Here is a 13,007-nt window from a genome sequence, read left to right as displayed (position 1 = left end):
AAAGCCCAGAAAGACACGCAGGTCATTAACGGCGGAGCCGCGACCGCCGCGCTTCGAACGGATCATCGCGACCCTGGGCCTCTGCGACACCGCAGCGGTGGATCCCGAGCCGGTCGACCTGGTGGACTGGCTGTGCGAGGCAATCGTCGGCAAGCGCTTGCTGGTGCTGCTGGACAACGGTGAGCATCTGGTCGGCTCGCTCGCCGAGCTGGCCGGGCGGCTGCTGGCCGCCGTCCCCGGCGTGCGCCTGCTGGTGACCAGCCAGGAGTCGCTCGACATTCCCGGCGAGGTGGTGCGTCCCGTCCTGCCCCTTGGCCTGCCCGGCCCAGACCAGGACGACGACCCGGCGGCGGCGACCCGTTCCAGCGCCGTCCGCTTGTTCGTGGACGGGCCGCGGCGGCGGTCCCGGGTTTCGCCCTCGACACCGGCAACGCCTTGGCCGTCTGCGTCATCGTTCGGCGGCTGGACGGCATCCCGCTGGCGCTGGAACTGGTGGCGCCCCGGCTGCGAGTGCTGGACCCGGCGCGGCTGGTCGAGCGTCTGGACGACCGGTTCACCCTGCCGGCCGGGAGTGGGCGAGGCCGCCCGGCGCGGCAGCAGACGCTCCAGGCGATGATCGACTGGAGCTGGGAGCCGCTGCCCGAGGACGAGCGGACCGTGCTGCGGCGGCTGGCTGTGCACGCCGACGGCTGTACCTTGGAGGCCGCCGAGTCCGTCTGCGCCCAGGCCTGGCGTTGCAGCCCGGACGGTGGACAGCTGTGCGGTGAATGATCCCAGTGATCGGCTTCGACGCCGCCCGTGTGGACCGCGTCTGTGCCTCGTATGAGGTGCTCACTGCTGTCGGTCTGAACCTCGTATGAAGGCGTCCGCCGATCGGTCAGAGTCGTACGCGCGTCGTCTGAAACAGCATCGTCCATGGCCAAATCTGTAGGAGGCACATATGAAGGAACCGTCTTCTCCCCCGCCTCATATGAGGGCTCGTATGGAGCCGTGTTGGCGATCACCGGGCTCCTATGCGCTACGTCCGAGGCGACCGGCGCCTTCGGCTTGGCGGCGTGCCTGACCTGGCGCATCAAACAGCTCATACGACCCGATCAGAGCACAGCTCGGCCAAGCCGCGATGACCCGGCCGACCGCAGACGGCTCAGCCACCGCCACATTCGCCGCCAGACTCGCCGCGCTCCCTACCACCAGGAGGATCCACGGGAGGAAGCCACTCCGCCGGCCACTGCGCGAGTCAGCCAGCAACGTCATCGACGATGCCACGATCATCCTGTCCACCGAGACGGGCAACAGCGCCGCCGTCCACGAGGTCTCCCCGTACTCGCAGACCAAGGTGAACATGTGTTTGTACGACAACACCGCCGCGATCCCGGCCAGCACCACCACGCTGACCGTCGTCGTCCACCGGATCGCCCGATCTCCCCAAGAGAAGTGCGCGTTCGCCATGATCGCTCACCCCTCCGGCCCGCCGACCAGCGAGGCAACGTCCGAGCCGGGTTCCCAAGCGGGATGACGACGGTGGGAGATTGGTTCAAGTCCCCCCTCGGACACGTCGTGATTCTTCATGAAGAAGCGGGACAGGTCAGACCTGGCCCGCTTCTTCGCTGTCGGGACGGTCGGTGCCTCTCTGTGCGGGTCCGTATCGGGCGGCGAGCAGAGGGCGCGGTAGGACTTGGACCGGCCATCTCATACGACCTTGAGAGACCGGCCGGCCGAGGTATTCCCGCAAGACGGGCCAGCAGCCGATCTTGACCCGGTACACGTCGCCGACGGCATGGCCGAGGCGGCCCGCGCGGTCCTGGCGGCCCGGCCGTCGACGCTCCAGAACCGGGCCCAGGCCGCCGTCCCCCTGCGCTTGCCGAAAATGCATCCGGCCCCCGCCACCCGGCCGTGCCCTGGCCACGGAGCCGCAGGTCAAGGTCCTGGACCGGGTTTCCACACCCACAGGTAATGGCGCGGTCCGGGTAGATCTCGTACTCGTGATCGCGTCGGACTTTTGGTAACGGCGGAATTCCCTGCGTTGATCGATGCAGGAGAGGACACAGGGAGGCCACGTGGTGCTCGTGATACTCGCGCTGTAAGGACAGCCCGAACATGAGAGGTTGACATGATTCTCCGAATGACAAGGGTCCCAATGCGGATCAGGATCTTGGCTGCGGCGATGCTGACCGCAGCCGCAACGACCATCGCGCTGGCGTTGGCCGGTTCGGCGGGGGCAGGGTCGTCCCCGGCAAAGGAACCGACCTGCGCTCGCCCCGGTCTCCCCGGCAAGGGCAGCGGCACCGGCGCCCATGCCACACCTCTTACTCCTGCCAAGGTCAAGGGGGACAGAACTCCTCCCCGCTGCGCGCCGGGGCACGGGACGCCCGCACGGACTGGGACCGAATAGAGCTCGTCGATGAGGCGTGATGGTGGGCGTTTCATCGGCGACGCCCACCATCCTTATCCTGTGAGATGTAATGCGCGTACTTGTCATCGAGGACCACGAACAGCTCGCGGATGTCGTCGTGCGAGGGTTGCGACGCGCGGGAATGGCGGTCGACGTCGCCACCGACGGTCTCGACGGGTGGTTCAAAATGGCCGCGTCAACGTACGACGTCGTGGTGCTCGATCGGGACCTGCCGTTGCTGTCCGGCGACGAACTCTGCCGCCGGCTGCGGCAGGAGGGCTCCGGCGCTCGGGTGCTGATGTTGACGGCGGCGGCTGGACCACGTCAGGTGGCGGCCGGTCTGGATATGGGGGCCGACGACTACCTGGCGAAACCGTTTGATTTCGGTGAGCTGATCGCACGCCTGCGAGCGCTCTCGAGACGTCCAGCGCATGCGAGTGCGCCGATACTCGAGTCGGCCGGGATCACGCTTTACACCACAAGGCGCATTGCCGACCGCGATGGCCGGCTGCTGGAGTTGGCCCGCAAGGAATTCGCCGTACTCGAGCTTCTGCTGGCCGCTGAGGGGCGCGTCGTCAGCGCCGAGGAACTGCTGGAACGGGTGTGGGACGAACACGCTGACCCGTTCACAACCGCTGTCCGCACCACGATCAAGAAGCTGCGCCGCAAGCTGGGTGAGCCTGACCCGATCGAGACCGTTATCGGCAGCGGGTATCGGATTCGCCGATGAGGCTCCCGCTTCGGATGACGGTACGACATCGTCTGGCCCTGCTGCTGGCAGGGTTGATCGTGGTCACCGGCGTCGTGTTGCTGGGGGTGAGCTACGAACTCGTGCGGGCCAACCTCCACAGCGCCCCGGCCGGGGTTCCGGGGGCCACATCCAGCGGCGCGCCCAGCCCGGTGCCGGTGCATGGGGCATCTCCTCGTGCCCAGGCACCGACCCTGACCGAACCAGGTGTGGGAATCGGGATCCGTCGTCAGATAACGCACCACACGCTGGGACGGCTGTGGGTGCAGTACGGCGCGATTCTCGCTGGTCTCGTGGCGGTTGCGAGCCTGCTGGCCTGGCTGATCGCTGGACGAGTACTGCGGCCACTGCGAGTGATCACCGGGACGGCGCGACACATCACCCGTGAACGCCTCGACGAGCGGCTCGCGCTCACCGGGCCCAGGGACGAGCTCAAGGAACTCGGCGATACCTTTGACGCGATGCTGGCTCGCCTGCAGATGGCGTTCCAGGACCAGCAGTTGTTCGCCGCCAACGCAGCGCACGAGTTGCGTACGCCGCTGGCCGTGATGCGCGCCGAACTCGATCTCGCGCTCATTGGACCTGCGCCGTCGGGATCAGAGCAACGGGAGCTCGTAGTGCGGCTGCGCCGCACCGTCACATCATGCGAGCGGCTGACCGAGCGGCTTCTCCTCCTCACCCGTGCCACGATCGCGCGTGAAGACCGCCGACCCGTGCGGCTCGATCACATCGCACGCCGCCGGCTCGCCGACGATGCCGAGGAAGCCGAGACGCAGGAACTGACCGTCAGTGCAGAGCTGAATGCGACAACGGCGCATGGCGACCCCGCGCTGCTCGGCCAGCTGGTCGATAACCTCATCGACAACGCCGCCAAATACAATCACCCGGGTGGGTGGATATCGGTGAGCACTCACGCCGAACACCACGAAGCCGTTTTCGAAATCTGCAACAGCGGCCCCGTAATCGCAAGCGAGGAACTGCAGGGACTGCTCGAACCTTTCCGGCGTGCCAACCGGCAACGCGCTGGAAACAGCGCCGGCCTGGGCCTGTCGATCGTTCGTGCCATCATCGATGCTCACGACGGCAAGCTCACCCTCGCGGCTCGCCCGGATGGCGGCCTGAGCATACGGGTCGCGCTGCCAAGGGGGTGAGCGATTATCCGGGCCCCTGGTTCCGTGTCCAAGATCAACAGGCCGCTGGGACTGTCGGCTGCCGGTACAGAACATCCAGAAGTAAAGGGAGCTGAGTCCACCGACGGCCACCTGGTGATCCCATTGGCCACGCCGTAAAGGAGGGGGTCGATGTCGCCGAAGTCGGGCTCGTTGTCCCTTTCTTGGCGGTGGTTGAAGAAGGCGGCGTAGGTGACCCCGTCATACCTCCTGCAAAGGTAGGTGTGGGTTCCGGCAAGGCCGCCGCTGTGCCAGGTGTTGAGCCCGGATCGCCGGAGATCTCCCGGTCCCACCCGCCGGTGTGCTGGAGCAGCCGTCTCCGAGAGCATCAACTGCTGGCCCGCCAGAAGATGCGCGTCCGCCTGGCGGCGGAGGGCGGGCGCGCCGACTGGCAGCGGGCGGCGCTGGTCGACCTGGCGCTGCGGTACGCACCTGACCGCCGCCCAGCTGCGGGTGCTGCGCCACCTTGCCCAGGGCTGGACGGACAAGCGCATCGCGACCGAGACGAACGTGAGCGTCAGAACGGTCCGCCGCCACATCGGCGCTCTCATGGAGAACTCGGCGCGGACACCCGTTTCGCGGCGGGGGCCGCTGCGGCTCGCCGAGGCTGGGGGAATACCCGACCAGCTTTCTTCGTGTCCGAGGGGCGATCACGACCGGTCGCACATGCTCCCTGCCTTCTCCGGGGGCGGCGAGGGGAGAGCGAGAGCGCGCGGAACAGCCTGCGTTCGCGTCATTGCGCGAGTCAGGCCGGCGGGTCAGTTGCCTCGTGTCATCACGACAGGTATCAACCCGCCACTCGCTCAGGCCGGGCCTGAACCGGGAGGGACGCCGATGATGGACGGATCCACGCCGTGCCGCTTCGGGCTGTTGATGGGCCGGCCGGTCTGTCTGGACATTCGTGACCCCCCTGCCGAGCGAGACCCTCGACCAGCTCACCGCTCAAGTCTTCGACTGGCTGAACCATATCGAGGAGCTGTTCGATCCTTCTTGTCACCACAGCGAGGTGCACCTGCTGGACAACGGACTCATCCGGCCCTCGGATCTGGGACCGTCGGTCCGTGAAGTCCGCACGGCTTGCGCGCGGCTCCACGCCCGTACCGACGGCTACTTCGACGTCCGGGTGACCGGGCGATTCGACCCCTCCCGGTATGTCAGGGGCTGGGCGCTCCAGCAGGCCTCGGTGCACCTCGCCAGGGCCGGCGCCGGCAACCACCGCCTCAGGATTGGCGGAGACATCAAGGTCTCCGGGCGACCGACCCAGGATGAGGCATGGCGGGTGGCGGTCCAGGATCCGTGCCGGCCAGGTGAGATCGCCTGGATCGGGACCACCACCGAGCTGGCCGTGGCCACGGCCAACAACTCCGTTCACGGTGACCGCACCCGCAACCCGCCGCTACGCGTCGGGTGTCTCCACGGTGACCTTGGGGGGCCCGAGCTGGGCAATGCCGCCGCCTACGCGACGGCGGCCGTCGCGATGGGACCGCCCGCTCTGGACCGGCTTCCCAGCCTCAACGATCACGCCTACCTGGCCATCGATGACCACGGGCAGTGCTTCCACGGCGGAGGACGGCCCATCACTCTGGCCGCATAGCCGACGTCGCGACGATCTTTCGCGTTGTGCACGCCCTCCTGGCATATGTCCCGCCGCTGGCTCACCCCGTCGCAGATGTCACAGACGTCGTCGTATCGCGGTCGGCTCTCCATGAGGGCATAGTCGACGCCGCATCGGGTGCACAGCCGCCTGGCGGCCTGGTATCACCGTCCGCTGAAAGCGATCACCGCCATACGCGAGGTCTCCTGGCAGAGAGTCCTTCCGGATCGGCCCCGGCTCAGGAAGAGGGAGTCCCTTGGTTCCGCGAGCCCCGAGACCGGCCGCCGCGTTCGGATCGCCCGCCTTCGGATCGGCCGCCCTTGATCTCGATGCGACGGCCCCGGCTCTCCTGGGCCTTGGGGATGCGCAGTGTCAGGATTCCCTCGTCCATTGACGCCTCGACGTTGTCCGCGTCCACATCGGAGGGCAGCGAGGTGTGGTAGTGGAACCGCCCCATCCGGACTCTCAGCGCGTTTGAGCCTTCTTCTTCCTCACGGACCTCACCGTTGACGCACAGGTCGCGGTCGCGGATCCCGATCTCGATCTCATCGGGTGCGATACCGGGTAGCTCTAGCCTGACGACGTAGGCGTCGTCGGTCTCGTCGGTCTCCGCGATCGGCATCCACGGGCGTTCCATCACGGTCTCGGCCGCCGGCTGGACCAACCCCCCGATCCGGTTGAGCAACTCCTGCATGTCCGCGAAGGGCTCCCGCCGTAGTATCGCGGTCGGCTCGACTCCGTGCACTCGACCACCTCTGGCGCGCCTTATTGGCAATGTCATAACATCCCCCATTTTCCTCCCCGACGGAGCCTCGAGGGGTGTCCGTCGTCGCCGGGAGCGTCAGCTGTGACCGAGCAATGGGCCTGCGCGGCCAGGTCACCAGCACCTGTTTCCCCCTACGAGGTGACAGATACCCGGCGGTGATGCCACCACACGCGCTCCCAGGAAGAGCGGGTCGGCGGCCCGGCATCGGCTCAGCGCGATGCCGGCCTCCAAGGCCTCGGCACCACTCGGCCCGGCGCGCTGACCGTGATGGCGATGCGGCCGACCTGGGGTGATGTTCCGACCTGGAAAGGGGTAGGCTGGGTGGGAAAACTGGAAAGGCGACGGGAAGTCGATCGCACCCGCAGGCTCCTTGGCCTGTGCGGCCTACCAGTGACATTCCAGTCCGCCGTTGGTCTGCGGACATGATCCACGCCGGACCGGTATTCGCCGTTCCAGGCGGGTCGTAGATTCCCTTTTAACCGTAGGCGTAAGTGCCTTGTGTTTACCGTCATCGATATTGCGAGGCGATTGATCGTGGGCGAGGCCGAGTTGGTCGGCCTGCTGTTTTGCAACGCCATCTGCACGGAGACAACTAACCGGCGAGTCGTTTGATCGCGGATGCGTGTACGTACCGTGTTCATGTCGGCCGCGCGCACGCACAGATCCACATCGCCCGTTGGACTGATGGGGGTAGTCATATGCGTAGCCAAGGCATCACGGGTAAGCACCAAGTAGTGCTGGCCGGCTTCCGAGCGTACGAGGCGGCCCAGCACGCGGTCGACATCCTGGCGCGGCACAAGTTCCCGGTCGAGCACCTCACCATCGTCGGTACCGGTTTGCGACTGCAGGAGCGGCTACTCGGCCGCTGGACTCTGTGGAGGTCACTGCTGGCCGGGGCGGCCACCGGAGCCTGGATCGGCTTGTTGATCGGCCTGGTCTTCTGGGTCGTGACGCCGTGGACGCTTTCGCCCCTCACGTCGGGGGTCCTGCTGGGCATCCTGATAGGTGCCATATGGACTGCCGTCGCCTACGCCATGCGGCAGCGGAACTTCGCCTCGGTGCCCCTGATCATCGCCGACCGCTACGAGATCCTGGTCGACGCGGAGTTCGCCGAACACGCTCGCCGGATACTCGCCGACCTCCTACCTGCGCAGAACAGACCCAGCCCGGCAGGGAGCCCTCGTTCCGAGTGACCTCTGAGACCGTGAGTCGGCGGACCCTTTGTCGCCAGGCCGCCGCTCGATCCACCTTCGCGGCACGAAGTCAGAAACGGGGGCATCGCGATGACCAAGACTGGATACCGGTCCTTTGATACGACGGTGGACAAGACGAACCGAATCCTGAAACATATAGAGGAGGCCTATGGCTGGCCGAAAGAGCGCCGCAACCAGTCGTACAACGCCTTGCGCTCGGTATTACACGCTCTGCGTGATCGGCTGACGGTCGACGAGGCGGCCCATTTCGCCGCACAGCTGCCCATGCTGGTCCGTGGAGTGTACTACGACGGATGGAATCCGAGCCGAGTACCGAAGAAGATGCACAGGGACGACTTTCTGGACCAGATACGGCAAGAGATGCCGCCGTTTGAGGTGCAAGGCGGGATCGAAGGCCTGGTGCACACGGTGGCGCATGCGCTCAGACTCTATATCACCGATGGGGAATGGGACGATATAAAGGCTGCAATGCCAAAGGACCTGGCGGCCCTGCTGCCGTAGGTCAGGAGCCCATTGACGAGCGATCGATCGATCGATCGCGAGTCGGCTGTCGCAGTGCCCACCGCCGGTGTGCGCGTCGGTGACAGTACGCAGAATTTGGAGGAAAAGCGCTATGGCGGTGAAACTGAGCGAGCGATCCTTTGACTTCGCGAAGAAATTGATCGGCGACGGTCGTGTGGTCCTCGACGTCATGGACGACTGGAGTGAGCATCAGCCGTCCACCGAACAGGAGAACGAGTTCATCGAGAAGTTCGGATTCGGCGAGTACGGCAGATGGCATTTGGGCGTGGACGACGAGCATGCAGAGGACAGCAAGTCCAGATACAAGTTCCCCTACGGTGACTTGGAGAATGTGCACCGGTGCGGCGTCATCGCCGCCGAGGTGCGGGCCGCGCAGCGGAAGTATTCCGACATCGAGGTCGCGGCGGCTCACCTGCACGGCATGCTCGATCAGTTGATGTGATGGCGGGCGGTGAACGGCATGTCAGAGCGTGTCTTCCATGATCGCCGGAACGCGGGACGGGCCTTGGCCGGACTACTGGAGCACTACCGCGACCGTGATGACGTAGTGGTGCTCGGGTTGCCGCGCGGCGGGGTACCGGTCGCCTACGAGGTGGCCTCGGCCATCGACGCGCCGCTGGACGTGTTCCTGGTACGCAAGCTCGGAGTCCCAGGGCGGGAGGAGCTCGCCATGGGCGCGATCGCCAGTGGCGGAGTGATCGTGCTCAACGAGGACGTCGTCGCCGGGCTGGGCATCTCCGCGGAGATCATCCGCGAGGTGGCAGAGCGGGAGAGCCGTGAGCTGACGCGGCGGGAACAGGTCTACCGCGAGGGTCGCCCCATGCCGGATCTGTCCGGCAAGACGGTCATCTTGGTCGACGACGGTCTCGCCACCGGATCCAGCATGCGAGCCGCCATCCTGGCGTTACGGCGGCTCGAACCGGCTCGCATCGTGGTGGCGGTGCCCGCCGCACCGAGTTCGGCCTGCGCAGAGCTGGAGCTCGAGGTCGACGAGGTGGTGTGCGCCATGACTCCGTCGCCGTTCTTCGCCGTCGGCGCGTCGTACTGGGACTTCACGCAGACCACCGATGAGGAGGTCCGCGATCTGCTCCGCGCCGCGGCGAGAGCTCCGACCGGCCAGAGCGCCCAGGCCGGCCTACCGTCGGAGGTGGCGGTCATCCGCATGTCGGCCGCGTTCGTGGACGAGGGCGTTCCCCCGGACGAGACCCTCTTCGGCATCGTCGGAGACGCGCGGATCGTGCTGATCGGGGAGGCATCGCACGGCACTCACGAGTTCTACGCTGCCCGGGCGCAGATGACCCGGCGGCTGATCGAGCAGCGGGGTTTCTGCGCCGTGGCCGTCGAGGCGGATTGGCCGGATGCCTACCGCGTCAACCGCTACGTTCGCGGCCGGAGCGACGACGTGACCGCCGAGGAGGCGCTGCGCGGCTTCGAGCGCTTCCCGACCTGGATGTGGCGCAACACGGTCGTGCTCGACTTCGCCGGATGGCTCCGCGAACGCAACGACCGCGTCGGCGACGAGCGGCGGAAGGCCGGTTTCTACGGGCTGGACCTGTACAGCCTCAGGCGATCCGCCGAGGAGGTGATCTCCTACCTGGAGCGCGTCGACCCCGAGGCCGCGGCACGTGCCCGGGAGCGATACGCCTGCTTCGACCATGTCGGCGCCGACGACGACGGCCAGTCCTACGGGTTCGCGGCCGCTTTCGGAGCCGGGGAGTCGTGTGAGCGCGAGGTGGTCGCCCAGCTGGTCGACCTGCAGCGGCACGCGCCGGAGTATGCGAAACGGGACGGCATCCTCGCCGAGGACGAGGTGTTCCATGCGGAGCGGAACGCCGTCACGGTGCGGTTCGCGGAGCGGTACTACCGGACGATGTTCGGCGGGAAGGTGACCTCGTGGAACTTGCGGGATTCCCACATGGTCGACACCTTGGAGGCGCTCGCCGAGCATCTGGGGAGAACGCGGGGCGAGCCGGCGAAGATCGTGGTGTGGGCGCACAACTCCCACCTCGGCGACGCGCGGGCGACCGAATTCGGCGCGACGGGACAATTCAACGTGGGGCAGCTCGTCCGCGAACGGCACCCCGGGGACTGCCGCCTCATCGGCTTGACCACCTACACCGGCACGGTCACCGCGGCCGACGACTGGGACGCTCCCGCGGATCGCAAGGTGGTCCGGCCGGCCCTGCCGAACAGCGTGGAGGCGTTGTTCCATCAGGTGGGCAGCAAAGAGTTCCTCCTGTGGTTCGAAGTGGTCCCGCCGGCGGCCGAGGTGTTGCGCGCGGCGCGGCTCGAGCGCGCCATCGGCGTCATCTACCGGCCCGAGACCGAACGGCAGAGCCACTACTTCCACGCCCGCACGGCCGAGGAGTTCGACGCCGTCATCTTCATCGACGAGACACGAGCCCTCGAGCCGCTCGAGCGGACCGCCCGGTGGGAGGAGCGCGGCGAGGCGCCCGAGACCTACCCCTTCGCCGTCTAGCCCCCTCAGGCGATCAGGGTCCGGAACTCAGCGGGCAGTTGCGCGTCGAGGTCGAAGAACTCCTTGTCGGCGACCGCCTCGCGCAATGTCGCCAACACGGCTCGGGCGTGCGCTCGAGCCTTGTCGGGCGACACTCCCTCGCGCTGCGCGATCCGGGCGAGGAACCTGTCCAGCGACATGCGCCGGGCGTCCGGAGACTCGGATCTGCCCCGCTTGAGCGCACCGTGCAGTTGTACGGGAAGCTGACCGATCAGATCGTCGACGTCGCCCCCGGCCACACGTTCGGCGAGGGTCTCCAGCGTGGCCTCCGTGGCGCGCTGGGCGCCGCGCGTGTCCAGGCCCGCGCGAGTCGCGACTCTGTTCACGAATTCCTCCGCCGGCAGGATCTCGGCGAACCGTCCTTGTGCCTCCGCGATCAGCGGTTCGAAGTCGCCGGGCAGGTCGGCCGCCAGGTCGGCGATCTCTTTCGTGCTCACCGCCCGCCCGAGAGCGTAGAAGACGGCACGGGAGAGACGCTCCGCTGTGGCCATGTCGACTCCGAGTCGTCCGCTCACGCGCCGCAGGAACTCGTCGGCGTCGAAGATCTGGCGCTCGCCCCGCGGGTGGATCCATGGCTTCAGCTCCGCGGGGAGCTCTGCGAGCAGATCTCGTGCCTGACCCGGGGAGAGCCGCCTGGCCAGGGTCTCAAGCGTGGCCTGCGCCGCGCGCTCGGCCTGCTCGATGTCGTCGAGCACGGCCTCGTGCGCGACGATCGTGATGAACTCCTTGTATTCCACGGCCACTCCTCGCCAGTCGCACGAATACGCTTGGTTCGTAGTTCGTATAAGGCGGCCGGCCAATCGGCACGGACAAGGTTTACAAGAGCAGATCGAAGATCTGCCGGGCGCGCTCCCAGTGCTCGGTCCGCGGGTTGGGAAGCTTCGGGTCGATGATCTTGAATGCGCGGGCCAGCGCGACCGAGAGGCCACCCGCGATCGCGGGGAGCTGGGCCTCGGTCTCCTCACTGAGCCCAGGGTCGAGCAGCGGCCGGGTCGCCAGATGCGCCAGGATCGGCGCCAGCTCGATCTCCTGGTCGAGACGGCGGAACTCGTGCACTCGCTCCTGCAGTCCCTTGGTGATGGGAAGGTCCATGGGCTCGATGACGTCGCTTCGCCGGGCCTTCGCACGAGCCTGGCCGAGGAGCAGCAGATCGTAGAGCTTGTCTTGGACGAAGTCGCTGTAACGCTTGAGGTCGTTTTTGTCCACATCGAGGCCGGCGACGGTTCGGAAGAAGCGTTCGAACCGGGGCACCGCCATTACGTCCATGCAGGTCATCTTACCTTTGGGGCTGGGCGGGGGTCGTTCCCTCGCCGGGTTGCCGCGCGTCGTGCGGCAGCCCGGGGACCGAGGTGATGGCCTGGACGTGCCTTTCGGCGGTCGGGTGGGCGCAGGCCCCTGACCAGAGTGTTTCCGTGATCCGGCCGAGGGTGGGAGTCTTGGCCGCCACTGCGGCCGGGTAGACCCGAGCTGAGGAACGGGCACACGCCGAGGCGCCGCCGGGCACCGCCGGGAGCCGGGCCGGGCCAGGTCCCGGCCGGCGAAGGAGCAGCACTCATGGCGGGCGAACCGGAAGGTGAGGCGGCATCGCCCTCTGGGCCGACCGATGCCGGGGTGGACGTGCACACCGAGGTACCGCCGGACTCGATGATGCTGCGCCTGCTGGTGACCGTCGAGCACGCGCTGCTCTACATCGTCTCGCTGGTGTTGCTGGTCATCGGGGCCATGGTCCTGGTCGTGTCGATCGTAACGACCTTCACCAGCCGGGAGCCGTGGCTGGAACGGCTCATCGACGGACTCGAGGCGCTGCTCCTCTTTCTGATCATCATGGAGATCTTCGTGACCGTGCTGCACCACCTGCGCGGTGGCGGCATCCAGATCGAGTTCTTCATCGTCATCGGCATCATCGCGCTCGTGCGGCACATCCTGTCGATCGTCGTGCGCCTGGCCGTTCCGGAGACGCATCTGCAGAGCCAGCGGGAATTACTGGAGCTGACCGTCGACGCCGCCGCGATCTTCCTGCTGGTCGCGGCGCTGGCGGTCGCCCGCTGGACCGGCCGTCGCTCCCCTGCGGCCTGAGCCGGCCC

The 13,007-nt window shown here is 67.1% G+C and carries 14 protein-coding genes and 1 pseudogene; 11 read left to right on the top strand and 4 right to left on the bottom strand.

Annotated elements, in window-relative coordinates:
• Positions 1-97: 97 nt before the first annotated feature.
• Together HKK72_RS13730 and HKK72_RS13725 are read left to right on the top strand one after the other, a co-directional pair.
• Positions 98-616 carry a hypothetical protein gene (locus HKK72_RS13730; protein WP_187234728.1) on the top strand — a complete coding sequence of 173 codons (519 nt, stop codon included), beginning with the start codon at positions 98-100 and terminating at the stop codon, positions 614-616.
• Positions 613-771: a hypothetical protein gene (locus HKK72_RS13725; protein WP_187234727.1), complete on the top strand. Its 159-nt coding sequence runs from the start codon at positions 613-615 to the stop codon at positions 769-771. Before HKK72_RS13730 ends, HKK72_RS13725 begins: the two co-directional genes overlap by 4 nt.
• A gap of 240 nt (positions 772-1,011) precedes the next feature.
• Here the strand turns inward: HKK72_RS13725 and HKK72_RS13720 are convergent, their stop codons facing one another.
• Positions 1,012-1,344, bottom strand: coding sequence for a DUF2637 domain-containing protein (locus tag HKK72_RS13720; RefSeq protein ID WP_315987231.1), 333 nt, complete (start codon positions 1,342-1,344; stop codon positions 1,012-1,014).
• A gap of 1,118 nt (positions 1,345-2,462) precedes the next feature.
• Here HKK72_RS13720 and HKK72_RS13715 point away from each other — a divergent pair.
• From HKK72_RS13715 to HKK72_RS13700, 4 genes and pseudogenes are all read left to right on the top strand, one after another.
• Positions 2,463-3,122 carry a response regulator transcription factor gene (locus tag HKK72_RS13715; RefSeq protein WP_187234725.1) on the top strand — a complete coding sequence of 220 codons (660 nt, stop codon included), beginning with the start codon at positions 2,463-2,465 and terminating at the stop codon, positions 3,120-3,122.
• Between the two features lie 14 nt (positions 3,123-3,136).
• A complete protein-coding gene (locus HKK72_RS13710) occupies positions 3,137-4,291 on the top strand; it encodes a sensor histidine kinase (protein ID WP_187234724.1) in 1,155 nt (384 codons plus the stop codon).
• Between the two features lie 240 nt (positions 4,292-4,531).
• A pseudogene (locus tag HKK72_RS42725) lies at positions 4,532-4,852 on the top strand (helix-turn-helix domain-containing protein); the annotation flags it as partial.
• Positions 4,853-5,210: 358 nt separating this feature from the next.
• Positions 5,211-5,903 carry an FAD:protein FMN transferase gene (locus HKK72_RS13700; RefSeq protein WP_315987229.1) on the top strand — a complete coding sequence of 231 codons (693 nt, stop codon included), beginning with the start codon at positions 5,211-5,213 and terminating at the stop codon, positions 5,901-5,903.
• Between the two features lie 238 nt (positions 5,904-6,141).
• Here the strand turns inward: HKK72_RS13700 and HKK72_RS13695 are convergent, their stop codons facing one another.
• Complete coding sequence (locus HKK72_RS13695; protein ID WP_187234721.1) at positions 6,142-6,648, bottom strand: Hsp20/alpha crystallin family protein; 507 nt, start codon at positions 6,646-6,648, stop codon at positions 6,142-6,144.
• 719 nt (positions 6,649-7,367) lie between these two features.
• Here HKK72_RS13695 and HKK72_RS13690 point away from each other — a divergent pair.
• From HKK72_RS13690 to HKK72_RS13675, 4 genes are all read left to right on the top strand, one after another.
• Complete coding sequence (locus HKK72_RS13690) at positions 7,368-7,862, top strand: general stress protein (protein WP_187234720.1); 495 nt, start codon at positions 7,368-7,370, stop codon at positions 7,860-7,862.
• 126 nt (positions 7,863-7,988) lie between these two features.
• Positions 7,989-8,384 carry a DUF2267 domain-containing protein gene (locus tag HKK72_RS13685; RefSeq protein WP_222720668.1) on the top strand — a complete coding sequence of 132 codons (396 nt, stop codon included), beginning with the start codon at positions 7,989-7,991 and terminating at the stop codon, positions 8,382-8,384.
• A 112-nt stretch (positions 8,385-8,496) separates the two neighbouring features.
• Positions 8,497-8,847 carry a hypothetical protein gene (locus HKK72_RS13680; RefSeq protein ID WP_187234718.1) on the top strand — a complete coding sequence of 117 codons (351 nt, stop codon included), beginning with the start codon at positions 8,497-8,499 and terminating at the stop codon, positions 8,845-8,847.
• A gap of 18 nt (positions 8,848-8,865) precedes the next feature.
• Positions 8,866-10,884, top strand: a complete 2,019-nt coding sequence (locus HKK72_RS13675) for an erythromycin esterase family protein (RefSeq protein WP_187234717.1) — start codon at positions 8,866-8,868, stop codon at positions 10,882-10,884.
• Positions 10,885-10,889: 5 nt separating this feature from the next.
• On the opposite strand, the gene HKK72_RS13670 is transcribed toward HKK72_RS13675, so the two are convergent.
• Positions 10,890-11,660, bottom strand: a complete 771-nt coding sequence (locus HKK72_RS13670; RefSeq protein WP_187234716.1) for a DUF2267 domain-containing protein — start codon at positions 11,658-11,660, stop codon at positions 10,890-10,892.
• A gap of 79 nt (positions 11,661-11,739) precedes the next feature.
• Positions 11,740-12,189, bottom strand: a complete 450-nt coding sequence (locus tag HKK72_RS13665) for a DUF1931 family protein (RefSeq protein ID WP_187234715.1) — start codon at positions 12,187-12,189, stop codon at positions 11,740-11,742.
• Positions 12,190-12,477: 288 nt separating this feature from the next.
• Between HKK72_RS13665 and HKK72_RS13660 the strand changes: the two genes are divergently transcribed.
• Positions 12,478-12,999, top strand: a complete 522-nt coding sequence (locus HKK72_RS13660) for a phosphate-starvation-inducible PsiE family protein (protein ID WP_187234714.1) — start codon at positions 12,478-12,480, stop codon at positions 12,997-12,999.
• The last annotated feature ends 8 nt before the right edge of the window (positions 13,000-13,007 follow it).

The organism is Actinomadura sp. HBU206391, from assembly GCF_014323665.1.
GTDB lineage: Bacteria > Actinomycetota > Actinomycetes > Streptosporangiales > Streptosporangiaceae > Actinomadura_C.
The sequence above is the reverse complement of the archived record's forward strand: the minus strand, read 5'-3'. Positions and strand labels throughout refer to the sequence as shown.

What these genes read in the sequence shown, in the direction of transcription:
- HKK72_RS13665 (WP_187234715.1), bottom strand. Translation starts at nt 12,189, where the DNA reads ATGGACGTAATGGCGGTGCCCCGGTTCGAACGCTTCTTCCGAACCGTC.
- HKK72_RS13675 (WP_187234717.1), top strand. Translation starts at nt 8,866, where the DNA reads ATGTCAGAGCGTGTCTTCCATGATCGCCGGAACGCGGGACGGGCCTTG.
- HKK72_RS13660 (WP_187234714.1), top strand. Translation starts at nt 12,478, where the DNA reads ATGGCGGGCGAACCGGAAGGTGAGGCGGCATCGCCCTCTGGGCCGACC.
- HKK72_RS13715 (WP_187234725.1), top strand. Translation starts at nt 2,463, where the DNA reads ATGCGCGTACTTGTCATCGAGGACCACGAACAGCTCGCGGATGTCGTC.
- HKK72_RS13725 (WP_187234727.1), top strand. Translation starts at nt 613, where the DNA reads ATGATCGACTGGAGCTGGGAGCCGCTGCCCGAGGACGAGCGGACCGTG.
- HKK72_RS13690 (WP_187234720.1), top strand. Translation starts at nt 7,368, where the DNA reads ATGCGTAGCCAAGGCATCACGGGTAAGCACCAAGTAGTGCTGGCCGGC.
- HKK72_RS13710 (WP_187234724.1), top strand. Translation starts at nt 3,137, where the DNA reads ATGACGGTACGACATCGTCTGGCCCTGCTGCTGGCAGGGTTGATCGTG.
- HKK72_RS13720 (WP_315987231.1), bottom strand. Translation starts at nt 1,344, where the DNA reads ATGTTCACCTTGGTCTGCGAGTACGGGGAGACCTCGTGGACGGCGGCG.
- HKK72_RS13680 (WP_187234718.1), top strand. Translation starts at nt 8,497, where the DNA reads ATGGCGGTGAAACTGAGCGAGCGATCCTTTGACTTCGCGAAGAAATTG.